Source organism: Cyclobacterium lianum (genome assembly GCF_900143075.1).
GTDB lineage: Bacteria > Bacteroidota > Bacteroidia > Cytophagales > Cyclobacteriaceae > Cyclobacterium > Cyclobacterium lianum.
The window spans coordinates 51,959-76,051 of the sequence record NZ_FRCY01000006.1 but is presented as its reverse complement, the minus strand read 5'-3'; the positions used below and the strand labels follow the sequence as shown (position 1 = coordinate 76,051).

General features: G+C 45.0%; 25 protein-coding genes. 10 read left to right on the top strand and 15 right to left on the bottom strand.

The features are described 5' to 3' along the window. Positions 1-23: 23 nt before the first annotated feature. The 10 genes from BUB19_RS24175 to BUB19_RS11575 all read right to left on the bottom strand — a co-directional run bounded on the left by BUB19_RS24175 (position 24) and on the right by BUB19_RS11575 (position 7,518). Complete coding sequence (locus BUB19_RS24175; protein WP_245802836.1) at positions 24-965, bottom strand: hypothetical protein; 942 nt, start codon at positions 963-965, stop codon at positions 24-26. 432 nt (positions 966-1,397) lie between these two features. Continuing rightward, on the bottom strand, positions 1,398-2,117 hold the full coding sequence (locus tag BUB19_RS11625) for an outer membrane beta-barrel protein (protein WP_084097215.1): 720 nt from the start codon (positions 2,115-2,117) through the stop codon (positions 1,398-1,400). Between the two features lie 799 nt (positions 2,118-2,916). Beyond that, positions 2,917-3,111, bottom strand: a complete 195-nt coding sequence (locus BUB19_RS11610) for a helix-turn-helix transcriptional regulator (protein ID WP_073094729.1) — start codon at positions 3,109-3,111, stop codon at positions 2,917-2,919. Beyond that, on the bottom strand, positions 3,108-3,509 hold the full coding sequence (locus BUB19_RS11605) for a hypothetical protein (RefSeq protein ID WP_073094728.1): 402 nt from the start codon (positions 3,507-3,509) through the stop codon (positions 3,108-3,110). Before BUB19_RS11605 ends, BUB19_RS11610 begins: the two co-directional genes overlap by 4 nt. A 208-nt stretch (positions 3,510-3,717) precedes the next feature. Beyond that, the gene (locus BUB19_RS11600) at positions 3,718-4,269 is read right to left on the bottom strand and encodes a DUF4256 domain-containing protein (protein WP_073094727.1); all 552 of its coding nucleotides are present in this window, start codon (positions 4,267-4,269) and stop codon (positions 3,718-3,720) included. Positions 4,270-4,467: 198 nt separating this feature from the next. Further along, on the bottom strand, positions 4,468-4,689 hold the full coding sequence (locus BUB19_RS11595) for a hypothetical protein (RefSeq protein WP_143156012.1): 222 nt from the start codon (positions 4,687-4,689) through the stop codon (positions 4,468-4,470). Positions 4,690-4,744: 55 nt separating this feature from the next. Continuing rightward, the gene (locus BUB19_RS11590) at positions 4,745-5,236 is read right to left on the bottom strand and encodes a hypothetical protein (protein ID WP_073094725.1); all 492 of its coding nucleotides are present in this window, start codon (positions 5,234-5,236) and stop codon (positions 4,745-4,747) included. 86 nt (positions 5,237-5,322) lie between these two features. Next, the gene (locus BUB19_RS11585; protein WP_073094724.1) at positions 5,323-6,297 is read right to left on the bottom strand and encodes a hypothetical protein; all 975 of its coding nucleotides are present in this window, start codon (positions 6,295-6,297) and stop codon (positions 5,323-5,325) included. Positions 6,298-6,317: 20 nt separating this feature from the next. Then, on the bottom strand, positions 6,318-6,986 hold the full coding sequence (locus BUB19_RS11580) for a hypothetical protein (protein WP_073094723.1): 669 nt from the start codon (positions 6,984-6,986) through the stop codon (positions 6,318-6,320). Further along, positions 6,973-7,518 carry an RNA polymerase sigma factor gene (locus tag BUB19_RS11575; protein WP_073094722.1) on the bottom strand — a complete coding sequence of 182 codons (546 nt, stop codon included), beginning with the start codon at positions 7,516-7,518 and terminating at the stop codon, positions 6,973-6,975. Before BUB19_RS11575 ends, BUB19_RS11580 begins: the two co-directional genes overlap by 14 nt. A 261-nt stretch (positions 7,519-7,779) precedes the next feature. Between BUB19_RS11575 and BUB19_RS11570 the strand changes: the two genes are divergently transcribed. After that, entirely contained in the window at positions 7,780-7,956 is a 177-nt protein-coding gene (locus BUB19_RS11570; RefSeq protein ID WP_073094721.1) for a DUF433 domain-containing protein, read from the top strand. Positions 7,957-8,002: 46 nt separating this feature from the next. On the opposite strand, the gene BUB19_RS11565 is transcribed toward BUB19_RS11570, so the two are convergent. Beyond that, positions 8,003-8,464: an SRPBCC family protein gene (locus BUB19_RS11565; RefSeq protein ID WP_073094720.1), complete on the bottom strand. Its 462-nt coding sequence runs from the start codon at positions 8,462-8,464 to the stop codon at positions 8,003-8,005. Between the two features lie 125 nt (positions 8,465-8,589). On the opposite strand from BUB19_RS11565, the gene BUB19_RS11560 reads away from it, so the two are divergent. The 5 genes from BUB19_RS11560 (at position 8,590) to BUB19_RS11540 (ending at position 12,832) form a co-directional block, all read left to right on the top strand. After that, the gene (locus tag BUB19_RS11560; RefSeq protein ID WP_073094719.1) at positions 8,590-9,165 is read left to right on the top strand and encodes a YdeI/OmpD-associated family protein; all 576 of its coding nucleotides are present in this window, start codon (positions 8,590-8,592) and stop codon (positions 9,163-9,165) included. A gap of 406 nt (positions 9,166-9,571) precedes the next feature. After that, positions 9,572-9,934, top strand: a complete 363-nt coding sequence (locus BUB19_RS11555) for a hypothetical protein (RefSeq protein WP_073094718.1) — start codon at positions 9,572-9,574, stop codon at positions 9,932-9,934. A gap of 180 nt (positions 9,935-10,114) precedes the next feature. Beyond that, positions 10,115-10,387, top strand: coding sequence for a DUF6364 family protein (locus BUB19_RS11550; protein ID WP_073094891.1), 273 nt, complete (start codon positions 10,115-10,117; stop codon positions 10,385-10,387). Then, positions 10,368-10,787 (top strand): type II toxin-antitoxin system VapC family toxin, encoded by a 420-nt coding sequence (locus BUB19_RS11545; protein WP_073094717.1) that lies wholly within the window; start codon positions 10,368-10,370, stop codon positions 10,785-10,787. The genes BUB19_RS11550 and BUB19_RS11545 overlap by 20 nt, the downstream gene beginning before the upstream one ends. A 191-nt stretch (positions 10,788-10,978) precedes the next feature. Beyond that, complete coding sequence (locus BUB19_RS11540; RefSeq protein ID WP_073094716.1) at positions 10,979-12,832, top strand: serine hydrolase domain-containing protein; 1,854 nt, start codon at positions 10,979-10,981, stop codon at positions 12,830-12,832. Between the two features lie 123 nt (positions 12,833-12,955). On the opposite strand, the gene BUB19_RS11535 is transcribed toward BUB19_RS11540, so the two are convergent. The 3 genes from BUB19_RS11535 to BUB19_RS11525 all read right to left on the bottom strand — a co-directional run bounded on the left by BUB19_RS11535 (position 12,956) and on the right by BUB19_RS11525 (position 17,308). Then, positions 12,956-14,458 (bottom strand): M56 family metallopeptidase, encoded by a 1,503-nt coding sequence (locus tag BUB19_RS11535; protein WP_073094715.1) that lies wholly within the window; start codon positions 14,456-14,458, stop codon positions 12,956-12,958. Next, a complete protein-coding gene (locus BUB19_RS11530) occupies positions 14,455-14,826 on the bottom strand; it encodes a BlaI/MecI/CopY family transcriptional regulator (protein WP_073094714.1) in 372 nt (123 codons plus the stop codon). Before BUB19_RS11530 ends, BUB19_RS11535 begins: the two co-directional genes overlap by 4 nt. 580 nt (positions 14,827-15,406) lie before the next feature. After that, positions 15,407-17,308 carry a beta-N-acetylhexosaminidase gene (locus BUB19_RS11525; protein WP_073094713.1) on the bottom strand — a complete coding sequence of 634 codons (1,902 nt, stop codon included), beginning with the start codon at positions 17,306-17,308 and terminating at the stop codon, positions 15,407-15,409. A gap of 470 nt (positions 17,309-17,778) precedes the next feature. Here BUB19_RS11525 and BUB19_RS11520 point away from each other — a divergent pair, with 470 nt between their 5' ends. Then, positions 17,779-18,306 carry an REP-associated tyrosine transposase gene (locus BUB19_RS11520; protein ID WP_073094712.1) on the top strand — a complete coding sequence of 176 codons (528 nt, stop codon included), beginning with the start codon at positions 17,779-17,781 and terminating at the stop codon, positions 18,304-18,306. 479 nt (positions 18,307-18,785) lie between these two features. On the opposite strand, the gene BUB19_RS11515 is transcribed toward BUB19_RS11520, so the two are convergent. Beyond that, positions 18,786-19,769 carry a metallophosphoesterase gene (locus BUB19_RS11515; protein WP_073094711.1) on the bottom strand — a complete coding sequence of 328 codons (984 nt, stop codon included), beginning with the start codon at positions 19,767-19,769 and terminating at the stop codon, positions 18,786-18,788. A 911-nt stretch (positions 19,770-20,680) separates the two neighbouring features. Between BUB19_RS11515 and BUB19_RS11510 the strand changes: the two genes are divergently transcribed. Genes BUB19_RS11510 through cysD form a run of 3 tightly spaced genes read left to right on the top strand, consistent with a single transcriptional unit; the run spans position 20,681 to position 23,962 of the window. Continuing rightward, complete coding sequence (locus tag BUB19_RS11510) at positions 20,681-22,438, top strand: SLC13 family permease (RefSeq protein WP_073094710.1); 1,758 nt, start codon at positions 20,681-20,683, stop codon at positions 22,436-22,438. 19 nt (positions 22,439-22,457) lie between these two features. Then, entirely contained in the window at positions 22,458-23,054 is a 597-nt protein-coding gene (gene cysC, locus BUB19_RS11505) for an adenylyl-sulfate kinase (RefSeq protein ID WP_073094709.1), read from the top strand. A 2-nt stretch (positions 23,055-23,056) separates the two neighbouring features. Continuing rightward, positions 23,057-23,962: a sulfate adenylyltransferase subunit CysD gene (gene cysD, locus BUB19_RS11500; RefSeq protein WP_073094708.1), complete on the top strand. Its 906-nt coding sequence runs from the start codon at positions 23,057-23,059 to the stop codon at positions 23,960-23,962. Positions 23,963-24,093: the final 131 nt, after the last annotated feature.

Here is a 24,093-nt window from a genome sequence, read left to right as displayed (position 1 = left end):
GGGAAACGATCGATTCCCTTAAATTACCGCAATCTGGAGACAATTACCAAATAGGGTGGGCGCGGTCTTACCCTTGGGTTGTCATTGCTTGTTCTCAGATGCTGTCCCGTAGCCTGGGTTCCCAAAATCTGATTTCTCTTGGTTTCAATTTCATCGAGCAGGCTTTGGGGTACATCAGCTGTTGTTTCAAAATAATAAACGCGAAGACCGATACGGTTTAATGCGCCCATACTGGGGTCATTTAACCGGTAATACAGGCTAAAATCAGAAAATGTACCGTTGGCAGGGGAGGAGCCTAGTGCTCCGTTATTCAGGGTGGTTTCCAGGTCTATGGTACCGGTTGATGCATTGATTGCCACACCTGCATCTGCCAGATTCTGACCATCAGGTCCATCGGCATCAAAACGGCAATCATCATCATCGTCATCATCATCATCATCGTCATCGTCATCGTCATCATCATCGTCATCATCCTCACAGGGAATGGCAGCGGAAGGGACGCCGTTATATACCGGAATTGCCTGTGTTTCGCCCTGGTCCAGCACGTATACCTGATCCAGGTAATTGATTCCTCCGATGGTTAAAAATACCGGGCAGGATGGAGCCCCGTTATCAGGACTGAATGAAATTTGGTATTTCAGTCCCGTTTCACTGGCATTGATATCGATGGCTCCGCTGAGCGGATCAATGTCCAATCCCTCCGGCGAAGCGGAATAGGTTCCCGCCAATTCGGTCTGCGGATTGATAAGCTGTTCGGTCTGCTCATTGATAAAATATAGGGTATCTGAGTAGGAGAATTCAGTACATGCAAAGGTACTTCCTGTGCTTCCCGGAAGTCCGGGATCGTCCATTCCTGTACCGGTATCCGCGGTCTCACAGGAAATGATACACAGTGAGCCAAAAAGTAAAGTCAATACACCCCTGTAGGTTACATTTTCAATACGCATATGTTTGTATGTCATCATTGACTCGCAAAATTTCTATGATCGTTTATAACAAACATGATATCCTCTGTACATGTTTCCCTCCAATCTGCTAATTTTTTACTGAAAGGTTGACATTTATCACCGATTGTTTGGCGTTAAGCAAATCTATCTCAATGTCCTGAATGATTCACTGATATGAAATGGTCGCATCCGGAAGCGGATTTGTAACTGCTTTTTTTGAAATAAAGCGTAATTTTTTTCGGTTTTTCCTGAAACCGGCAGAAAATTAAAGCAGGATCTATTTGATCCGGAATTTCTCCGAAAAATGATGGCTAAACCTTGCTTACCTGTAATTTAAAAATGCTCCGAATATTATTTTTTTTTCAAGATCATGGCTGTTTCTCAAACAAATGGTGTAGCAATCGCCCCGGGGAGCCGATGGCCTTACGAGCGGGTTTTTTGGGATCAAGCTTATTTTCGCCAATTATCTGTATTCAACCCAAAACCTATAAACATTCCGGTATATGAACTCCTGCTGCTGCCAAATACACTTACTTCCGGTTGACCGGTCCTGGATGTAGTTTGTGTCATTTCATCCGTCACTCGTAAACCCTGCTGGTGCCTGATCCCTACCATAAAGTAATTCTTGTTTTTAGTATACCGTTTTATGCCAGCTTCCAGTCTGAGCCCCAATCCATAGGGATTGACCTGGGTTACCTCCCGGTTAAAGTTTGGGTTTATATCGCTAAACGCCGTGCCTGGATTTCTGATTTCATTCGGAAGCAGGGTGAAGCCCACTGTAGGCTGTAGGAAGAAGCCATATTTTTCTTTTTCGATATTGTACCTGGCTCCCAAAGCAAAGGTGGGCATTTCATAGTTAGCAGGTCCCAAATAGGTGAATCCCCCAGACCCGAATTCACCTGGATTTTTTACAGCCATGGACCTTACAAAGATTTCCGCCTGAGTGACAAGCTGCCAATGGTCTGATAGCCTGGTCAATGCCCCCAGACCAAGGTGATAACTCAATCTGTTATAGGGTTCGTTTTGGGCCTGGGCATTGGAAGGGATGGTTTCAAAATCCAAATAGGATATAGAAGGACCACCATAGATTTCGAGCCTTATCTGCGCTGAGGATTGTAACGTCACCATAAAGCATCCCAGGAAAAGTAATAAAATTAGATTTTTGTGCATGATATTGTATGGTATAACTCTAAAATAAATACAATACTAATGTCCTAATAATTTTATTAAGAATAAAGTTTTTTAACATACTTTATAGTTTTAAAACCTGAGCGGGGTCACAATTAATTTTGATTTGTAGTAGGTATCAGGATGTTTATGGCTTTCGGGCCTGATTCTTTTCAGCTGACATCAAATGGGAATCGGATTGATATTAAAAATACGTTTAAGTTTACAAAAAAATCACTTTCCTGTACTGATTGCCAGGGTTTTTTGCATGACTGGCAGAGCTGGTGTTTCGGACCAGTCTGTCTGGCATTGATATTGTACTTAGCGGCATCTGCGCCGCTTATTTTTCCCTCGATGCAAGCGGAAGCAATCTACTGATTACCTCGGGCGACAATAATTCTAGCGTGTGATTTTTTCCGATTTCGTAAAGACGTTCGTAAGCATCCCAATCCATCTTGCCAATTTTGCCAAGAGGGGGTTGTATATGAAGGTCAGCTTTTTGAAGTGATTCGGCAAGCTTGCTGTAGCTGGACTAAACGATCGATTCCATGATGATGGAGGAAATCGAAGGAACCTTTATTCTGTTTTTTCTTTTTCGAAACCTTTGGACAAACAATTCCCAACTGTCCGGGACAGCAGTGTACGCCAACTGGTATGATTTTTTTTCATGTACGGTGACGGCGATAATCTTCCCAACAGGAAAGTCGGCAAGATAGAAAAAACCAGAAAAAAGGTATTGTATACCAATTCAAATGCTACAGCTTCGGTCAGGTTCATGCTGGCTGCATTGGACCAAATTGCTTTATTCATCGAAAAAAAACATCTGTTCAATGGGAAGTTTAAACAGCTTAGACATCTTAAAAGCCGTGGGGAGGCTGGGATCAAACTTTCCCTTTTCGATCGCATTGATGGTTTGCCGGGACACACCGATAATTTCAGCCAGATCCTCCTGAGTCATGTTTCCTGCGGTTCGCAGTTCTCTGATTTTATTTTTCATCGATAACGGCGGCTATTTATCAATGTGGAAGTCAGGTAAGTAAGTCCGATAAACATGACCAGGATGCTGATTTCCGCATCCTGCCTGATCAAATTGGTGGTGTCCAGTAGGGAATAGGACATCCCAAAAATGACAGCCAGACCCAGTGTGATGCCGAGTGATTCGAGATGAATTTTTTTCTCCAGCTCATCAAAATGATTGAACAGGTCCCGGTTGGCCAGTATCATTAAGATGCCATTTGCGAAGTTGACAATGATCGCAAAAGGTGTCAGAAATGGATGATGGTCCCAGATAAATTCAGGACCAAATGTGGCAATAGCCATCGTAGCTACCCAGGTCCAGGTCCATACGGCTAATTTTTTTATTCTTTTGTTTCGTTCGAGTTTCATTGTCTTCATAATTTTATGTAAAGTGTACTTTACAAAAGTAAATAAAACTTTACAAAAGTCAAGTTTTGTTTACATTTTTTTACATTTAGAGAACCGTAAGCTGCATGGAGTTTACCATACCAAAGTCGCAGGAACGCCAGACCATTCTCTACATTGAGAAAATCAATTATTGTAAGAAGGGTTTAAAAAATAAAATCAGTATTCATTTTAAGGTGGATCAAACCTTCAAAACCCCGCGGAATCCCCTGGCTCCATAGTAGGATTCAGCTCCATTGTGGTAGATGAATACCCTGCCAAATCGCCAATCCCCAAAGATGGCACCTCCTAATTCTCGGATAGCATCCGGCGTTTTTACCCAACTTGAGGTTTTGGTATCAAATTTTCCAAACTGTTGCAGGGCCAGGTATTGCTCTTCAGAAAGGAGCGCAATGCCCATTTCAGCGGCCATTCCCTGCGCACTGTTTTTGGGCTTGTACGTTTTGCGTGACTCCAGAGCTTCGGAGTCGTAACAAAGGCTTCTTCTACCTTTAGGACTTTCTGGGGAGCAATCAATAAACACAAATTGATCTGCTTTCTCGGTAATGCTGACCACATCAGGTTCCCCTCCCGTTTCCTCCATTAGTAGCAAAGACCGAAGTTTTTCGGGATCGTTCAGCAGTTTTTCTTCAACAGGCTTCCATTCAAGGCCTTTGTGGCGGTGCCTATATTTCTCAAAGCGGTTTTTCAAGGTACTCAATAAGGGTTCTGTTTGTTCTTGTGAAAGTTCCATGTTAAAATGTGTGAATTGAAGGTTGAATAGAAATTACCATCTAGGTATACAAATATGTTTCAATAATATATAATTTTGGGCTATTCCTCAATTATTTAGGTTGAACAGGCCAACAGATCTTCTGGTAGTTTGGCATATAATAACTAACCTGCCATTAAATTACAGTGACATTAACCTTATACCAGGTTCGGCAACTATTTATTTTTCTTCAATTTTTATTTTCCCTTTCTGCCATCCTTTAGGCAAATACAAATTCAGTCCTGTTGGTTTTTCAATTGCGGAAGCATTCTTTCCTTTAACAATTAGCTGTTCACATGCAACAACTTTCAAATGGTAGTTCAGGTAGTTTTCCTGGGCATTACACTCAGCAGAACCAAAATGCCAGCCTGTTAGAAGAAGAATAAGGTAAAATTTTGTCATCAAAGGGTAGAATTTATTTTTTCTCAAGGTTAGTCAGTCTGAAAAGGAAAATAGTTTATTTCCCCATGTATTTAGAAGGTATTTTTAAAGATTCAGATTCAATGGTCCAAAGGAGACTTACAATCCACCAGCGGTTTTGAAAATAGGCCAGTTGATAACTGTTTATTCCTCTTTCTTCTAATCCTTCAGAGTCTCTACCATAAAAGCTTTGAAATACCTGAGCTATTCCATTATACTCATCAACGACTTTATTAATTTCTTTTTCAAGATATCCCTCTTCATAATAAGGATCCTTTAAAAGAATTAAGAAGTCATTGATTGATACAGTTTCGGCATTGGAAGAGTCTGCGACTGTTAGTATCGCCGAGGGATGAAATAAATTTCTCACGGCAGAGGTATCCATTTTTTCTCCTTTTTCGATTGTTATTTGATCGAGAAGTTCACCAACTATTCCTTCAATTGAAGAGACCTTATTCCCTTCAATACCCTGTGCAATAGTTGTTGTAGGTGTTAGAATTAAGTAAAATATAATTCTGAAATGTTTCATTGCGTTGTTCTTTAATGGTTCCCACTTTTTTTTAAACTGGAATGGTCTGTCCTATTTGGGCATACCTATTGACCAATCATCCAGGCCTACAATCCAATCCCGATCCTGAATCCGGGACTTACCTGCCTGAAAAATCCATTGAAATAAAGCTGTGGCGATACGGTGATATGTTTACCCACCTGCCAATTCACCCCCAGTCGATGGGTATTGGGCTGGAAAATGTCACCGCTTCTTTTGGTCAGGGTTCCTAGCTCAACCCCCAACCAATTGGGTTTGTCTTTATGGTTGGAGAAGTTCCTCCTGTATCCGACATTGGTGAAGTTGTTGATTATGGCCGTGTTTGCCGCATCGAAAGCAAAAATGAGGTTGTTGGAAATATAAAATTGGTTTTTAAGGATGCCTTTATGGTTCAGTTGCAAGCCTACTTCTCCGGAAAAATCGGTTAGAAAATTACCCCTATACACATTGGCACCTACGCCAGCCTGCAAGCTCAGCATATCAAAATATCCGGTGTGCCTGTCTTCCTTTAGGACGATATTTCCGGTTTGAGGGTCCGGTCGGAATTCCAAATACCTTAGAAAGCGGTGCTTTTCCGGAAGGCTATCTGCGATGGCCGTCAATATCTTGGAAAAGTCCAGGTTTATCAATTCCGTGATATCGTTAAATCCAATGATCACCTCATAGCTTCCAGAATTATCCCGAATGTAAGCCTTGTTTTGGAGATTTTCTGAGAGCCTATTATCTGCACTGATGTCGAAGCTTTTTATTTTGTCACTGTCCCGGATATCCAATTGTTTTTGAAATCGGTATTCGATGGTGTAGGCTGTGCTGGGAACCATCTGGTCGATTTCCTTCAGCCTTAATTGGAAATCTTCCATGATGGCTTGAAATCGACTTTCTTCCGCCAGAAGGTGGTAATCTTTTATCAGAATCTTCATATCCAGTGTACCAGAAGCCTGGTAGAATATGGTGTCTCTGTAACTTTCCGTATCTTGGGAAAAGGCAAGAGTAAATGAAAACAGGCCAATGAAAGTAAGCAGGAATAGTGATTGGAATTTCATAACAGTTTTTGGTTTTATTTTTACAATTTTAAGTTGAGGGCCAGCGTTTGAGGTTGACCTTGGGCAGGATAGCTGCTGCCCATTCTGATTTTTAGCTTGAATGGTTTCGTTTCCATGAGATTTTGATTGTCTTTCGTTTCAGGCAGGAGCATTTCAGTATTCAATTCCCGGAGTACCGGTTTGGGCATGGCTGTACCCAACTGGAGTTCCAAAACCGGCCGTTCAACAGTTGGAAGGGGAATACCGATGCGCTGTTCGACTTTTTCGATCGGAGAAATTGACAATTCAGGTGACTGCACCCTGGGCGGAGGATTTTTATTATTTGCCGCTGGAACGGGCTCAGGCAAGCCTGCATTTTGCCTGTCCCGTAGGTATTGGGAAATGTTCTGGTTTATTAAGTAATCATCGTCAGCGGCATTGGGTGGGGTTTCCTGCTGTACCAGTGCCTGCAACGCATTCAATTCTTTTTGTTGTGACTCCAGCTTGAGGAAAAGGAAAACAGCAACCAGGAAGAGGGTAACCGCCGCCGCCAGCGCTGTCACCAGTCCCCAATACAAGGCCCTCGACTTTTTGGGTTTTGTAATGCCTTTCCAAACCCTTGATTTTGACGCATTGACCACCTGGTCATTTCTTCTTTCGGCTTCCAGTAAGCCCCTTTTTATGATTTCATCTATACTATTGAGTGGCATGGCTGTTTCTGTATTTCAATTTTCTAATCATATAATCTCTTGCTTTGCTGAGCTGTGATTTTGACGTGTTTTCGTTGATTTTCAGCATCTCTCCGATTTCCTTATGGGAATACCCCTCTATGGCAAACAAGTTGAAAACGGTCCGGTAGCCTTTGGGCATTTGCTGTAATACCTGTTGGACTTCCTCTATATCCAATAATTCACTGCTTTCCAGTATGGGTACACTTAAGCTCAGGACTTCTTCGTCTTCCTGAAACAATAGCGCTTTTTTGCCTTTCAGAAACCGGATGGACTCATTGATCACGACGGTGATGACCCATTTTTGAAGACTCCCTTTCCCGCGGTATTCAAACTGATCAATGTTTTTCAATATCCGGGTAAAGGATACCGATAGCACATCTTCGGTATCGTGGTGGTTTGCCAGGTACCGCATGGCTACATGATAGCTGTACCGATAGTACCTGTCAAAAAGGTCTCTTTGTGCGCTGTGTTCTTTTCGGACACATCCCGATATGATTGACTGCTCTTCCAAAGATTTGTGTGGTTTTCAAAAGTTGGAACCGGAAAATTTAAGCAGACGTTGCCTGTAGAAAAATTATATAATGTGAAAAGATGTTAAGGGGAGTAAAAGGTGGAATCCAAACTCGGGTATTTCCTTTTGAAATTGAAATCACACCAAACTAAGGAGTCATCAAAACGAATACCATTGAGCGGAAGCAAATGTTAATTTATATGGCAAACGCTTCCCAAATTTCAGTATGATTTCATTAAATAATGCCAAAAGAACCTGATAATGGAAGATTGGAAACAAGGCATTACCATCAAGCCCAATTGGTGTGGGGAGCGGCCATGTATCAGGAATATGAGAATAAGAGTAATTGATATATTGGATCTGCTTGCCGCAGGTCTTAATCAGGAGCAAATTTTAACGGGGTTGCCTGATTTGGTAAATGAAGACATTGAGGCCTAGATCAAACATGCACGAGGCAAAATTAATCACCCTGTTTTCGCCGCATTTAATCAACTTCTACGATCTGCTTCAATTTTTCCAAAGCCTTGGGATAGGTACTGTCAAAGTAGTCCAGATGGTCATCCGTGACGTCTACTTCTACAATCACCCTGGTTATTTCTCCGGTTTCTTCAAACCTGTAATTTTCGTGCCCTCCTGCCCACTGTTCCACCTGTGGGCCCGATGTGATTTCCTTGTCCCCGTCCAAAATTCCGTAATGCTGGATGGAAATAAACTGGTTCGGAATATTTTCGGCTATTCGGGCCACCATACCACCCCGGTTTCCTTTATCGTCTGTCCCTATAAAGTGGATTTTCTGATCTTTTTCCCAGCTGCCTTCAAAAGTCGAGGTAGGATTGAAAAGGGCGGTCCATTGTTCATAGGTGCTTTTATCGCTTAGTCCCAGCATGGTATCAAATACCTTTTCCACCGGAGCGTTGATTTCGATTGTATATTGCTTTTTTTCCATAGTGCGTTTTAAATTTAATCAAAATTATTCCTATTTTCAATTTATATTATAAGAAGAGGTTGAGCTAAATATTTGATTTAATCTGGATTTACGTTTTTTGTAATTACAAGATTTAGGGTTATTTGATGAAAAAGCTTGAAATTAGGGAAATATACTTGCAGAATTCCAAAGAATGGAGGGAATGGCTGGAGAAGAATCACGACCAAGTAGCCGGCGTTTATCTGATTTTTTATACAGTTGACCACGAAATGCCCTCTATGCGGTGGGAGGAAGCGGTAATGGTAGCATTGTGCTTTGGATGGATCGATTCTACCACCTACAGCCTCGGGAATGGCAAACGCAAGCAATATTTTACGCAGCGTAAACCCAAAAGCGGTTGGAGTACCATCAACAAAGCCTACATTAAAAATCTCATTGCAGAGGGATTGATGCATGAAAGTGGAATGAAAGCTATAGCAATTGCAAAAGAAAATGGCAGCTGGAATAGTTTCGACGATGTAGAAAAAGGGATTATTCCCGAGGATCTGAAGGCAGCTTTCAAAAAGCATCCTGAAGCATTTGCCAATTATCAGAATTTTGCTCCATCCTACAGGAAAAGTTACTTGTACTGGCTGCAACAAGCTAAAAGACCAGAGACAAGAACAAATCGGCTCTATGAAATCATAGACCTGTGCTCGAGAAACATCAAAATTAGACAGTAACTCTTGAGGTTTTCAAAACCTCGAGGGTTTTTACATTTTACTAAATCAAATATGTTGTGAAAACTTTTTTGCTTACTTATTTTTCACCTTTTCCTTACATACGAACTCACATACACATGTTCATATAAGACGAAGTTAGGGAAACTTCCAAATGTCAACGAAACCAACCTTTTAGGTCTTTGGGACCCCGAAGGTTTTTACAGATGGGCTCTTAAATATTTAAGAATAAACTTTCAATAGTTATTTTTACAGTTGTATCATCTGGGAACAATTGCATGCATCGACGTCGAAGACCTCCGACGTTTGAGAAACCTCAGAGGTCAATGACACGTTTAATTCGGTTTTTTTGGAATTTTTTGTCATAATGTGAGAAGAAAACGTTATTTTAACCTAAGATTCCATAACAATGAAAATCAGGTACCGGACAGTCATTTTATTTTCAGCCCTTTTGTCTTCGTGTACCATTGATAGTGGCGAGGTGACCCCAGGTGATTTGATCATGGTAAACCAGGGAAATGTAGTACTTGATCTATCCGATATTGATTATTATGATTTTTCCAGCCATATCGTTTACCTAAAGGAAGACAATCGATTGGCCGGCGATTTTGAACCACTCCAGGGTGCCAATATTATGGTGAATGGATCCGAGATTTATCCCCTCAATATTCATGACCCCTATTTGGCAACATTGCCTACCGGGCCACATATTAAAAGCTTGATCGATGTTTTTGGTGATTTTGCATTTCGAATTAGCTGGATAAGTTCCTGATAGTAAAACCAAAACTCCAGCTATTATCAAAAACCTTCCTACATCTAAAAGTGGAGAAATTCTTTTTCTGGTCAGAATCGCCGAAATGCGATATAAGGATTGGGCATGCAAAATAGGAGTTGTTGACTTTATCATGCGTATTCACTAAATTTATGCGCATAATTGTAGGAATAAATGCCCATGAAAAAGCGACTAAATATTACGGTTAAGGAAGACTTGATTCAGAAAATGAAAAAATTCGCAGATCTTAAGGGGACCAGTATCTCCAATCTGGTTGAGGAGCATTTTGAGCAATTATTAAAACAACCATCCAAGTTGCCCAAAGAAATGTCTCTTGTGGAATTTGTGAAAACTCTGCCAAAATCCAAGGTTGATTTTCCAACTGATTTTGATTTTAAAAGGGAATATTTCAAAGCAAAATCAAAAGAATACGATGAACAGAATCCTGTTTGATGCAAATGTTCTTTTGGATTTTTTTCTGGAGCGCAATTCCCAGCCAGAAAAGATAGAAAAGTTGTTTGACTTGGTTGATGATAAAAAAATTGAAGGGTTTGTAACGCTTTCCATTCTTCAGATTTGTTCCTATTATCTGACCAGAGCAAAAGGGCTTGTAGTCACTAAGGGTATATTAGAGATGGTTATCTTGAAATTTCAACTTTTACAAGGGAGCAGAAAAACAGTTTTGAATGCCTTGAAATCGGATCAACAAGACATTGAAGATGCCATTCATTATTTTATTGCCCTGGAAAATGAAATGGATGCAATAGTAACATTAGACAAGGAGTTTCTCCGGTTATCTTCTCCCTATTTACCAATATATAGCCCAATCAACCTTTTGGCTAAATTATCTTAAGGCGGACCTTTCTATTACCAGGATTGCACAAAGAAGGATAAGTCATTAAAAAGCATTCACTATTCTTATTAAAGTACCTTTTTTATTAAAATTGGATACGTAATGTAGGTAGATGCGCTTAAGTTCCTTAACAATTCATAAGAATGATAACAAAAAATTGTTATTTTTCCACTTTCCAAAAAACCTGACTCATGCGCCTTTCCTACAAGTCGATACCTATTCTGTTTTTAACATTCCTAACCTTTGTTTCCTACGGCCAGGAAGGACAAGGGCCCAGACTGATTGTCAGGGGGGACGATATGGGTTCGTCCCGCTCGGCCAATCTTGCCAGCATTGAAACTTTTGTCAATGGCATTGAAACCTCCATAGAAGTGATGGCTGTAGCTCCCTGGTTTCCCGAAGCTGCCCAACTATTAAGGGAGAATACCGGAGTAGAGGTGGGACTTCACCTGGCCATTACCAGTGAATGGGATGGTGTCAAATGGAGACCGCTGAGTAATTGTCCCAGTCTGACGGATGATGACGGGTATTTACTTCCTATGATACGACCTAACCCGAATTATCCCGGACTGGCTGTTATGGATAATGCCTGGAAGCTAGAAGAGGTGGAGCAGGAATTCCGTGCTCAGATAGAAGTGGCCCTGAAGCATGTTCCTCAAATCAATCACCTCTCCGGACATATGGGCTCGACCGGTTTTCATCCGGAGGTAGCTAAGATGGTCGCAGGATTAGCAGATGAGTACGGCCTTATGCTGATCGATGGGAATTTGATGCAAGCATCAGGTATAGACAGAGCCAGCTATGAAGGTCCAAAGGAATCTTCCGCACAAAAGGAAGCCTCCTTTATCCGGATGCTTGAAAATCTGGAGGACGGAAAGGCCTACCAATTTGTCGATCATCCTGCCTATGATAATCTGGAAATGCAGGGAGTAGGCCATATCGGTTATGAGCAGGTGGCCGGGGACAGACAGGGTGTTACCGACACCTGGATCAGCGAAAAGGTAAAAGAAGCGATCGCCCGGAATGGTATTGAACTGGTCGATTTCAATACCATCGTCAATGCTTTGCCAAGAAGCGACCCTGAAAACGAAAATGTCGATCCTGCTGCCATAGAGGAATACCTTGAAGCGGTTAAATCACATGAGCAGGACCTTCACAGCCTGATGATCCTTAGAAATGGTAAAGTGGTATTCGAACACTGGCTGGGAGACAACGCAGCCAATAAGTCCCATGTCATGTTTTCAGTTAGCAAGACTTTTACGGCTACCGCCATCGGTTTTGCCGTTCAGGAGGGACTACTAAGTATTTCCGATAAAGTCATTTCCTTTTTTCCTGATAAATTACCCAGAGAAATCAGCCCAAACCTTCAGGCATTGGAAATCAGGCATTTGCTTACCATGAGCGTAGGTCACGATGTGGATCCTACAGGTATTCTGCGGGAACGTGCCGATTCGGATTGGGCAGAGGCATTTTTAGCCTTTCCGATTCCCCACAAGCCGGGCAAGCAGTTTGTTTACAATAGTCTGGCCACCTACATGCTATCGGCGATTCTTACCAAAGCGAGCGGAGAGCGGCTTGTGGACTACCTGCAGTCCAGGCTCTTCAAACCACTGGGAATCACCGGAGCTACCTGGGACGAAAGTCCTCAGGGCATCGCCATCGGAGGCTGGGGACTAAAGGTGAAGACAGAAGACATGGCCAAATTGGGACTTCTTTACCTGCAAAAAGGCGAATGGAAGGGCAAACAGCTCCTGGCAGAATCCTGGTTTGAGGAGGCGACATCAAAACAAGTCCGCTCTCTTCCGGCAGGCGTGAAAAGGGAAAACCTGAAGGTGAAAGCAAAGGACTCTGACTGGTTGCAGGGCTATGGTTATCAGTTGTGGCGCAGCCGGCACAACTCCTACCGGGCAGACGGCCGCGACGGGCAATTTATTCTGATACTTCCCGAGAAAAATGCGGTAATCGTAACCACTGCCAATATTTCCAATATGCAGGCAGAACTCAATTTAATTTGGGAACATTTGCTGCCGGCTCTGGAGGAATAGTTTGCAGCAGGCCCTACCCGCCCGTCAAAAATGGCAGTATGCTTTGCTAATTACTTTCAATTGGAATGGGGCTTTAGCCCATTCCTGAAAATCGAATACTCCAATCGGGGGCTTCAGCCGAAATTACTGCACTTCCAACTTCACACTGTCATACCCGACGAAACTGACCATAACATTTTCGGAGGGACTGGCCTTTATAGAAAATTTGCCATGAATGTCGGTCACGGATCCTCTGTGAGTACCGGCCACCACCAGTGATGCACCCGGTAGCTCATTACCCTGCGGATCCTGAACCAGGCCAGTCCACATGCCGTCGGAATAGCTGGCATCCACCCGTAATGAACCATTTCTTTGCTCCACTTCCCGGACCTGAACAGCTCCTGACGGAACACTGCCCTGGTCCTGTGAGTTGAGGGCAAATACAATCGGTAATACCATCCGAACCCTTACAGGATTGCCACGTTGTTTGCCCGGATTGAAGCGGGGAGCTTGCCTGATTACCCTTTCCGCTTCCTCGTCGCAGCCGGCGCCGATGCCATTGATCGCGGACACATTGGACAATGATCCGTCCTTTTCTACTACAAACTGGATTTCCACCATTCCTTCTACCTTCTGCTGCCTGGCCTCCAGGGGATATTGTAGGGTTTCGGCCACATATCGGTGAAATGCATCCATCCCCCCTTCAAAGTTAGGTTGTTCTTCCAGAGGAAAACTTTGATCCCATTTGTGATTGTTGGTAGCAGCAGCGGACGCGCCGGTATCCTGTTGTGCATTGATCTCAATAGAGAATGCCGCAGTCATCATAAGCGAGCACAGGGCAAAGCCGATAGTTTTGATCTGCATCTTTTTTCGATTTAGGGTTTTGTTCATCATCGTATAACGGTGTTTTAGTGTGGAAGAAGATATGGAGCTGGTGCCAAAATGAGGATTGCTTGTACCGGAGAGCTCAAGCAGCAACCTTTTATACTTTACCGGATGGGTTGATTGTTGTACCTTTTGGTCTGCCTGGTATTCGTGGTTCAGAACGATGAAGTGCTTCACCCAGTAGACTACAGGGTTGATCCAGAAAATGGTAGACAGCAATTCCATCCAGATAAGGTCCAGGTGGTGTTTCTGCCTCACGTGCACAAGTTCATGTTGTATTATCATTTCCGTTTTTTCGCCACCCTCCAGATACGTATGCGGATGCATGAAAATGTATTTACCGAAACTGAAAGGGGAGCAGGCTTTTTCCGATAGGATCAATAATGCATCCTCAATAAGTATCGCGTCAGATGCGTTTGTCATACGCTTGAGCCGGTAGAAGGCCATCACCTTTTTTACAATCAGAAGTAAACAAACTGCCAGATAACCAATTAAAAGCCAATCTATGACTGATAAACCTTCAGGTGAGGATCTTGAAGCGGAGCTAACAGCAGGCTGCGCAAAGTCCGGCGCCAGGTAATTGGCTGGTAAAAGGTTTTGGTAGCCCATATTGAAACTGAGAAAAGGGATTGCCATCGCTGATGGAATTAGCAGCAACAAGACCCATCGGTTTAGGACAAATGTTTTTTCTTCGCTCAGGAAAAGCTGAAACAGCAACGACAGAATCGCCGAGCAGGCGATAAATTTTACCAGCAATATCATTTATTCCTCCTTTCAATTTCTGATTCTACCAGTTTTTTTAATTCTTCCAATTCTGCAGTTGTCAGCTCGGCTTTCCTGGTGAAAAAAGACGCAAATTGCAGGGGATTGTCCGAAAAGAAATTTTCGATTATTTTTTTGACTTGTCCGGAGAAATAGTCTTGTTTCTCCACCAGCGCATGATATTGCCTGGAATTTCCATAGAGCTTGTATCCTACATATCCTTTCTCCTGCATGCGCTTCAATAAAGTGGCTACCGTACTTGGGGCAGGTTTGGGCTCGGGATGTATTTCCAGTAGGTCTTTCATAAACAAAGGGTGGTTTGACCAGATCAGCACCATCAGTTTTTCTTCGGCTTTGGATAATTTCATTCTACTATTTGTCACCTGTTTCTACAAACATAGAAAAAAAATTCTAAACGCAAAACTATATTTTAAATATTCTGAACAAATTTTTGAAAGAAGTCGGTTATTCACACGATTTTGAGTCTCCCTGAGGCAGGCCTGTCCACTCCTCGGGATTTGTAATCCCGAGGTCAGATAAAAGGGGATTTGCAATCCCCGTAACGCTCCCTGTATCGGCTTACCGGGCTTTCAAATATTGAAGATCGCGTCCGCAGGATTGCAAATCCTGCCATATCTGGTTCGGGATTGCAAATCCCGAACAGCCTCCCCGGGATTTGTAATCCCGAGGTCAGATAAAAGGGGATTTGCAATCTCCGTAACGCTCCCTGTATCGGCTTACCGGGCTTTCAAATATTGAAGATCGCGTCCGCAGGATTGCAAATCCTGCCATATCTGGTTTGGGGTTTGCAATTCCCGAACAGCTCCCCGGGATTTGTAATCCCGTGGACAGATAAAAGGGGATTTGCAATCCCCGTAACGTACCGGGCATCGGTATATCGTACGGTCAATTATTGACGCTCAGGTCCGCAGGATTTCATAACCTGTATCAGTCCACCGTGACCTGAAATTCCTGGCTGCTCCTTCCGCCCGGAGTGACGGTCACATAGCGCAGTACCGGCGCTTCCTGATCTTTGCCAGGAATAGGAGCCTCAACAGGACCACGGTAAAGGCTGGATGTCTGGCTTGCCCGATGACCATCGAGGGTGTAATATACCTTCGCACCGGCTACCAGGGGCCGGATATGGATCAATCGCCTGCCGGATGCCCCATCTCTTTGGATATTTACCTGCGCCTCAGGAATCCTGAAGAACACATCCTGCTCTTCCAGAGACAGCAGGCTTGCGGGAAGCCGGTTTTCAATAAAGGAAGAATAGTCTTTTTCGGCTTTGGATTTCCAGGCCACTTCGGCCAGCGCAAGAGCCCTGGGAAATAAAAAGTATTCCATCTTCTGGTTGGTAGGGATGTATTCGGTCCACAGGTTTGCCTGCACACCCAGCACATGCCGGGCTTCTTCCTGGCTCAGCGCTTCCGGAATAGGGGAGTAGCTGTACACTTTTTCCAGGGGTAGAAATCCGCCGATGGCCAGCGGTTCGGTAGTTTTGTCTTCCGCCTGGTAGTGGTCAAAATACAGGTGGCTATTGGGCGTCATGACCACATCATGGCCCATTTTTGCCGCTGCAATGCCTCCTTTTTCTCCCCGCCAGCTCATTACTGTGGCGTTTGGGGCCAACCCGCCCTCCAGGATTTCATCCCAGCCAATCAGCTTGCGGCCATTTTTATTGAGAAATTGTTCTATTCTGCGGATAAAATAGCTCTGCAATTCGTGTTCATCCGCCAGCTTTTCTTTTTTAATCACTTTCTGGGCGATTGCAGAAGTTTTCCATTGGTCCTTGGGTACTTCATCGCCACCGATATGAATGTATTCGGAGGGAAAGATGTCCATCACCTCGGTAAGTACATCTTCCAAAAACCCGAAGGCGGCTGGCGTAGGTCCGTAGATGTTGTAGTGCACGCCCCAATACCCGGGCACCTGCTTGCTGATCTCATTGTTGAGGGGTTCGCCCTTATCGTTGACCGCCTCAATCGTGCCTCTGGCAACACCATCTCTGATCTCAAAGCTTCCAAATTCGGGGTAGGCAGCGAGCACGGCAGAGCTGTGTCCCGGCAGTTCTATTTCGGGAATAATGGTAATCTTCCGGTCTGCGGCATAGCGTACGATGTCCCGGGCCTCCTCCTGGGTATAGAAGCCGCCATGAGGCTCTCCATCATAGATGAAGGGTTGGAAATCATAGTATTGCCCGATGATGGTGGAGTCCCTCCAGGCGCCGACCTCAGTTAGTTTGGGATATTTTTTGATCTCGAGGCGCCATCCCTGGTCGTCTGTGAGGTGCCAGTGCATGGTATTGAATTTTAGCTGAGCCATCAGGTCAAGAATTTTTTTCACCTGGCTTGTGCTGAAAAAATGCCGGGATACATCCAGCATAATGCCCCGGTAACCAAATTCCGGCGCATCGCTGATTTCCAGTTGAGGTACCGCTATGGTCGCTCCCCGCCCTTCCAGAAGCTGAAAAAGGGATTGAAGACCGTAAAACAGGCCTTTACCTGCTCCTTCAATATGTATTCCACCTTCGTGAACCCGCAGGCGATAAGCTTCCTCCTGTCCATCTACCAGCCCTTCTTCCAGGAGTATGGCTGCACCCTCATGGCTGCTTTGGTGTAGAATATTCAGTTGAAAACCGGCTTTCTTTTCCAGCAGCGCATTAAATATTGCAGCAGACTTTCTGGCATCGGCGGTGGCTGCCAGTATAGGGGTGCCGGGATCCAGCGTCCAGTGGCCTTCTCCCATACGAACGGACTTAGGCTGGGGCACAATGCTGAGCGACTGCGCAATTACAAGGTTTCCTAAAAGCAGGAAAAGGCTGATGCTGAGTAATAATTGTCTTTTCATAGCTATCAATTACCGATACTGGTCTAAATGGAACTAAATAAAAAATTTATCAATCAGCGCTCAAGATACATGAAAAAATTGACATACTAAACACTCCCCGGGATTTGTAGTCCCGTGGACAGATAAAAGGGGATTTGCAATCCCCGTAAGGTGCCCGGCATCGATATATCGTACGTTCAATTATTGACGCTCACGTCCGCAGGATTACAAATCCTGCCTTATCTGGGTTCGGGATTGCAAATCCCGAACAACTCCTCGGGATTTGCAATCCCGTGGACAGATAAAAGGGGATTTGTAATCCCCGTAACGCGCCCTGCATCGGCTTACCATGCGTTCAATTATTGACGATCGCGTCCGCAGGATTACAAATCCTGTCTTATCTGGGTTCGGGCTTGCAAATCCCGAACTAAACATTTGATTTTTATAAGATAAAAAAGTATATTCATAAGCAGAAAAAGCATGTTGACATCATGGCATTTGCATATACTATCAAGAACCAGGAATCCCTGCATTATGTGACCTTTACCGTGCACCAGTGGGTAGATATTTTTACAAGGAAGATTTATGCGGATATCCTCATTGATAGTATCAATTACTGCCAGCAGACAAAGGGCTTGAAAGTATACGCATGGGTGATCATGAGCAACCATTGCCATTTTATTCTAAGTAGTGATAAAGTCCCCCTTGCCGACATCATCCGTGATTTCAAGAAATTCACTGCTAAGAAAATCATAGAGCAGGTAAAGGAAAGTAAAGAAGAAAGCAGAAAGAGTTGGCTTATGTGGTTATTGCATAAAGACGAACACATTTGGTTCTGGACTGAAGGTTATCACGGGATAGAAATTTCTTCTGAGAAACTCCTGAAATCCAAAATCAATTATATTCATCAAAACCCCGTAAAGGCCGGAATAGTTGAAAAGGAAGAAGAGTATCTGAACAGCAGTTGTGGAGAGTTTTACGGGATAAGGAAAAGCAGAATTTCACTTGCTGCGTATTGATTAACTCCTCGGGATTTGTAATCCCGTGGACAGATAAAAGGGGATTTGTAATCCCCGTAACGCTCCCTGCATCGGCTTACCATACATTCAATTATTGAAGATCGCGTCCGCAGGATTGCAAATCCTGCCTTATCTGGGTTCGGGATTGCAAATCCCGAACAACTCCTCGGGATTTGCAATCCCGTGGTCATATAAAAGGGGATTTGCAATCCCCGTAACGCTCCCTGTATCGGCTTACTGAGCTTTCAAATATTGAAGATCGCGTCCCTAGGAATGCAAATCCTGCTTTATCTGGGTTCGGGATTGCAAATCCCGAACAACTCCTCGGGATTTGTAATCCCGTGGACAGATAAAAGGGGATTTGTAATCCCCGAAACGCTCCCTGCATCGGCTTACCATGCGTTCAATTATTGACGATCGCGTCCGCAGGATTACAAATCCTGCTTTATCTGGGTTCGGGATTGCAAATCCCGAACAGCTCAATTTCCGGATATATAAAAGGGTTCTACACGAAACAGATTGAGGTAATCGGGACTGATTGAGACCCTGACCGCATGCATGTCCCAGTCCCCGAAAACCTGAACGGCAGTGAAATTGGTCAGCGTCTTTCCGGTATTGTCCCGGAGAGGCTGGTCTACCATAAACCGGTGGTGATCTCCATACAGCAGCAGTACCGGCTTGCCAAAGGCCATCACCTTTTCCTGCAGTAACTGTACAAAGCTGGCATGCCCGTTTCTCTCGTCCCTGGAATTGTAATTCAGGGCGGCATGCAGGACCAATACCAGCCCCTTACTTGCGGATGCTTCCGCCTGCTCAAACAGCCGCTGCAGCCAGAAATTGTTGGCCAGCTCCCGCTCATAAAATTCATCATTCAGGGCGCCGGAGTCCAGCTTGAAATTATTGTTAGATCCGATCAGGTGCAGGGTACCAAAGGTCACCTCCGCCATTTTCCAGTGGGCATTTTCCGGAAACTTCTCAAATCCCTCCAGACTGTTTTGCCGGTTCAGCTCGATGGGAAATTTGCCCTGGCTGGATTCCGTGGAAAAAAACAGCTGCCGGAGTTTATCCAGCCGCTCTTCAGGCTCATAGCCGCCACAGGCTTCCCGGTAGCAATCGGTCCATTCGTTGTCTCCCGGCGTATAGACCAGGGGATGGGAAAAGGTATCGAAATAGCCCTTTATTTTTTCGTAATATTCGTCGGTGCAGGGGGTGCTGCCGGATTTGATGTCGCCCACATGCAGCGTAAGGTCAGGGCCTTCCTCATTTAACGCACCAATCAGGCGCTCAAAACGCTCGAAATCCTCAGGCAGGTGATAGGGCACATCTCCAATAGCCATAAAGGTCACCGGATCGTTTTTCGCCGGAGAGCAGGCGTTCATGCAGAGGGCCAATGCCAGGATATACATGAAAAAACAGGCTGAATCGGCTGGTTTGTCGTTCCAGCAAGGGAAACTATTGAGCATGGAAGTTTTTCTTCCAATATAGTGGAAAACTTTGTACCGGAAAAGCCAGTCAGCAGCAAACGTGTGGTCAGGCTATACCCGGGGCAATGTGTCATTTCAGACAGGATACCCTTTCGGATAGAGGTGATACGGTTTCATCTCGCTTGTCCATCCAATCTCAAGCGGAAAGGATAAAAAAAACCGGGTAGAGATATAAGCGATTTGCGATCCCCGTAACGTATTCTGCACCGAAATATCGTATGTTCAATTATTGACGCTTACGTCCGCAGGATTGCAAATCCTGCCTTATCTGGGTTCGGGATTGCAAATCCCGAACAGCTCCTCGGGATTTGCAATCCCGTGGTCATATAAAAGGGGATTTGTAATCCCCGAAACGTACCCTGCATCGATTTACCATGCGTTCAATTATTGACGATCAGGTCCGCAGGATTACAAATCCTGCCTTATCTGGGTTCGGGATTGCAAATCCCGAACAGTCACTCCTCGGGATTTGTAATCCCGTGGTCAGATAAAAGGGGATTTGCAATCCCCGAAACGTTCCTGACATCGGCTTACCTTGAGTTCAATTATTGAAGATCCCGTCCTCAGGATTGCAAATCCCGAACCTTATAAATTGTTCAGTCTCGAATTAAGTTTGGGTTTATGTCGAAAAGCTACAGGGTTCTGGTTTAAATTTAACTGAATATTTTGAAATAAATCACCGCCCCACTACTTTTAACCTTTCATTTGGCCTGTCGCTTTGAGTACATAGACAGGCAATTCGTTGAACCGGATAAAATTCCTGATAATTCGCTTAAACCAATGGTACCTTTGCGGTTCATTTGGTTTTTTTTTATTCAATTTATCCAAAAGCCCAGGTCCTCCGCCGGGACTCACCTGGCGAAGCTGTGCCTGACTTTCCAATTTCTTACATGTTTTCTCCCAGCCTGATTACCCTATTTGTTGTTGCTGGGTTGGTCTTTGTATTGTACAAAGACCTGCTCAGACCGTCCTTTGCATTCTTAGGGGCGGTTTTTTTGTTGCTTACCCTGCAAATCATCCGGCCGGAGGAATTTCTGATGGGGCTGGCAAACAAGCAAATCATCGTCATTTTCCTGCTGATAGGCCTTACTGCAGGCATCCAGAGAAATATAGGTACCGGCTTTTTCTTCAGGCTTTTTAGCCAGCGATTAAAGCCCGGCGTTTTCCGGATGCGGCTGATGCTGCTGGTAGGTAGTCTCTCTGCTGTATTAAACAATACGCCGGTAGTGGCCTTTATGATCCCCTATGTCAAGGAGTGGACCAAGACAAACAATTATCCCGCGTCTAAATTTCTCATCCCTCTTTCCTATTCCACCATTCTCGGGGGGATGATTACGGTGGTAGGCACCTCTACCAATCTGGTGCTCAACGGACTGATCAGCCAATACGATTTACCACTTCTGGGATTTGAGGATTTTCTCTACCTGGGTTTGCTGGTTACCGTATTCGGGATCAGTTACCTGGCGCTGGCCTCCTCCCGCCTTTTACCGGCAAGAGAAGAAAACAAGAGCGAGATCATTGATCACCTCAACGAGTACCTGGTAGAAACCTACCTGCCGCAGGGATCCAAAATGCATGGCAAGACCGTCAAAGACGCCGGCCTCAGAAACCTGAAGGAAATTTTTCTGGCCGAGATCAAACGGGACAGGCAGGAGATATCACCCGTAGGTCCCAATGAATTGCTGCAGGAAGGAGACCGGCTTTTCTTTACCGGCAACTCCGAGGCCATTCTCAAGCTGATACAGGAGGAAAATGGCCTGAGCCTGCCCGAAGAGGGCCACGTATCCAACTACGGCTTTTTCCAATTGACCGAAGCCGTGGTCCCGGCCTCCTCCGCTTTGATCGGCGAAAAGATCAAAGACAGCGATTTTCGCAACCGGTATCAGGCTTCTATCATTTCCATTCACCGGAATGGTACACAGCTTAAAGGCAATATCGGAGAAACCAAAGTGCAGGCTGGCGATCTTTTTCTGATGCTTACCGGCAAGGAAGACAACCGCAACGATTACCTCAAAGACCTGATCATCATTACCCTCCGCGGGGAGATCGGTCAGGACAAGGGGACTTTCAAACGGCTGCCCTCCCTGCTCGCTCTGGCCATATTGTTTACCGGAATTATAGGCTGGGTAGATCTTTTTATGGCAGCTTTTGCCGGAATCCTTACCCTCTATATATTTAAAGTGTTAAATTTGCAGACTTTACGGAAGTCAGTGGATCTGGACCTCTTGCTCATTCTGGTTTGTTCCCTTTCGTTGGGTGTGGCCTTGAGCAATTCGGGTGCCGCCAACCAACTCGTCAACGGCCTGCTATACCTGAGTAACAGCGGAAATGTGATGCTGGCACTGGTACTGCTGTTTGTCATGACCCTGGTGCTGACCAGCCTGATCACCAATGCGGCGGCAGTGTCCATCATGTTTCCCATCGCCATGGAGCTCGGCAGTCAGCTCGGAGAGCCGCTGACTCCTTTCTTTGTGGCAATCGCATTCGGCGCTTCGGGAGACTTCATGACCCCCATTGGCTACCAAACCAATCTCATGGTAATGGGGCCGGGGAATTACAAGTTCAGGGATTACTTTGCCATAGGTTTTCCTTTGACCATACTATACAGTACTGTGGTGCTGTTGTTTATACAATGGTATTATTTGTAGGCATTATCGGAAGAGAAGCATGATACAGGAAAACATACATCCATCGGCATTTAAAATCACCAGGGAGGACCGGCAGCTGGCCCTGGGGCAGCAGGCCCGGCTGATCTGGTTTACCGGACTGTCGGGTTCGGGCAAGTCTACCCTGGCCAATGCTACCGAGCAGGCACTGCACCGGAAGGGCTTCCACACCTATCTGCTGGACGGAGACAATATCCGCACCGGACTGAATCAGGACCTGGGTTTCAGCAAAGCCGACCGGATCGAAAATATTCGCCGCATAGCGGCAGTCAGCCAGTTGATGATGGACGCCGGTCTGATCGTCATTTCGGCATTTATCTCCCCCTTTATTTCGGACCGGGAGATGATCCGGGATCTGGTAGGTAAGGAACATTTTCTGGAGATTCATGTGGACTGCCCGCTGAAGGTATGCGAAGAAAGGGACGTAAAAGGCCTGTACCAGAAAGCCCGAAAGGGTCTGATCAAGGACTTTACGGGCATCGACTCGCCCTATGAAGCGCCCGAAAATCCCTTTCTGGTGATCAAAACAGCAGAAGTAACGGCCGAGATGGCGGTAGGCCAATTGATGAAAGCATTAGATAAAAAAATCAAGTTATAATTATGACACAATATTATTTATCCCACCTGGAAGAACTGGAAGCAGAGGCGATTTTTGTGATCCGTGAGGTGGTCTCCCAATTCGAGAAACCTGCTCTTTTATTTTCCGGTGGCAAAGACAGCATTGTGCTGGCACACCTGTCGAAAAAAGCCTTTTATCCTTCCAGAATACCCTTTCCGCTGATCCACATCGATACCGGACACAACTTCCCGGAAACCATCGCTTTCAGGGATGCCCTCGTAGAAAAACTGGGCGTGCAGCTTTTTGTAGGATCGGTGCAGAAAAGTATAGACGAAGGCAAGGTGCGGGAAGAAACCGGCGTAAATGCCAGCCGCAACGCCCTGCAGACCGTAACCCTCCTCGACACCCTGGAAGAACTCAAAATCGATGCTGCCATGGGAGGTGCCCGCAGGGACGAGGAGAAAGCCAGGGCCAAAGAACGGTTCTTTTCACACAGAGATGAATTCGGACAGTGGGATCCCAAAAACCAGCGGCCGGAACTCTGGAACCTTTTTAACGGCAAGAAACATATTGGCGAGCATTTTCGGGTATTTCCCATTTCCAACTGGACAGAAATGGATGTCTGGCAATATATCCAGGACCAGAATATCGAATTGCCCTCCCTTTACTTTTCCCACCAACGGGAATGTGTGGTTCGGGATGGAGTGATTCTCGCAAAATCCGATTTCATTCAGCTAAAACCCGATGAGGAAGTCAAAACGATGACGGTCCGCTACCGCACCTGTGGCGACATGCCCATCACCGGAGCCGTAGAATCGGATGCAGACAGCCTGGACAAGATCATCGCTGAAGTGGCCACCACACGCACCACAGAGCGAGGCACCCGGGCCGATGACAAGCGCGGCGAAACCGCCATGGAAGACCGTAAGAAAAGTGGGTATTTCTAGAAACGGAGCGATAGCGAGCAAATAAAAAGGAGAGTCACAGAGCACACAGCGGATGCACAAAGCACCCGAAGGACAATTAAAAAAACGTTTGTGCCTTCTGAGGTTCTTTGAGTCGTTTATGACTGAAAAAA

Bases quoted from the DNA above. Each gene is read 5' to 3' on its own strand.
- BUB19_RS24175 (WP_245802836.1), bottom strand. From the start codon at position 965: ATGATGACATACAAACATATGCGTATTGAAAATGTAACCTACAGGGGT.
- BUB19_RS11625 (WP_084097215.1), bottom strand. From the start codon at position 2,117: ATGCACAAAAATCTAATTTTATTACTTTTCCTGGGATGCTTTATGGTG.
- BUB19_RS11610 (WP_073094729.1), bottom strand. From the start codon at position 3,111: ATGAAAAATAAAATCAGAGAACTGCGAACCGCAGGAAACATGACTCAG.
- BUB19_RS11605 (WP_073094728.1), bottom strand. From the start codon at position 3,509: ATGAAGACAATGAAACTCGAACGAAACAAAAGAATAAAAAAATTAGCC.
- BUB19_RS11600 (WP_073094727.1), bottom strand. From the start codon at position 4,269: ATGGAACTTTCACAAGAACAAACAGAACCCTTATTGAGTACCTTGAAA.
- BUB19_RS11595 (WP_143156012.1), bottom strand. From the start codon at position 4,689: ATGACAAAATTTTACCTTATTCTTCTTCTAACAGGCTGGCATTTTGGT.
- BUB19_RS11590 (WP_073094725.1), bottom strand. From the start codon at position 5,236: ATGAAACATTTCAGAATTATATTTTACTTAATTCTAACACCTACAACA.
- BUB19_RS11585 (WP_073094724.1), bottom strand. From the start codon at position 6,297: ATGAAATTCCAATCACTATTCCTGCTTACTTTCATTGGCCTGTTTTCA.
- BUB19_RS11580 (WP_073094723.1), bottom strand. From the start codon at position 6,986: ATGCCACTCAATAGTATAGATGAAATCATAAAAAGGGGCTTACTGGAA.
- BUB19_RS11570 (WP_073094721.1), top strand. From the start codon at position 7,780: ATGGAAGATTGGAAACAAGGCATTACCATCAAGCCCAATTGGTGTGGG.
- BUB19_RS11565 (WP_073094720.1), bottom strand. From the start codon at position 8,464: ATGGAAAAAAAGCAATATACAATCGAAATCAACGCTCCGGTGGAAAAG.
- BUB19_RS11560 (WP_073094719.1), top strand. From the start codon at position 8,590: ATGAAAAAGCTTGAAATTAGGGAAATATACTTGCAGAATTCCAAAGAA.
- BUB19_RS11555 (WP_073094718.1), top strand. From the start codon at position 9,572: ATGAAAATCAGGTACCGGACAGTCATTTTATTTTCAGCCCTTTTGTCT.
- BUB19_RS11550 (WP_073094891.1), top strand. From the start codon at position 10,115: ATGAAAAAGCGACTAAATATTACGGTTAAGGAAGACTTGATTCAGAAA.
- BUB19_RS11545 (WP_073094717.1), top strand. From the start codon at position 10,368: ATGAACAGAATCCTGTTTGATGCAAATGTTCTTTTGGATTTTTTTCTG.
- BUB19_RS11540 (WP_073094716.1), top strand. From the start codon at position 10,979: ATGCGCCTTTCCTACAAGTCGATACCTATTCTGTTTTTAACATTCCTA.
- BUB19_RS11535 (WP_073094715.1), bottom strand. From the start codon at position 14,458: ATGATATTGCTGGTAAAATTTATCGCCTGCTCGGCGATTCTGTCGTTG.
- BUB19_RS11530 (WP_073094714.1), bottom strand. From the start codon at position 14,826: ATGAAATTATCCAAAGCCGAAGAAAAACTGATGGTGCTGATCTGGTCA.
- BUB19_RS11525 (WP_073094713.1), bottom strand. From the start codon at position 17,308: ATGAAAAGACAATTATTACTCAGCATCAGCCTTTTCCTGCTTTTAGGA.
- BUB19_RS11520 (WP_073094712.1), top strand. From the start codon at position 17,779: ATGGCATTTGCATATACTATCAAGAACCAGGAATCCCTGCATTATGTG.
- BUB19_RS11515 (WP_073094711.1), bottom strand. From the start codon at position 19,769: ATGCTCAATAGTTTCCCTTGCTGGAACGACAAACCAGCCGATTCAGCC.
- BUB19_RS11510 (WP_073094710.1), top strand. From the start codon at position 20,681: ATGTTTTCTCCCAGCCTGATTACCCTATTTGTTGTTGCTGGGTTGGTC.
- cysC (WP_073094709.1), top strand. From the start codon at position 22,458: ATGATACAGGAAAACATACATCCATCGGCATTTAAAATCACCAGGGAG.
- cysD (WP_073094708.1), top strand. From the start codon at position 23,057: ATGACACAATATTATTTATCCCACCTGGAAGAACTGGAAGCAGAGGCG.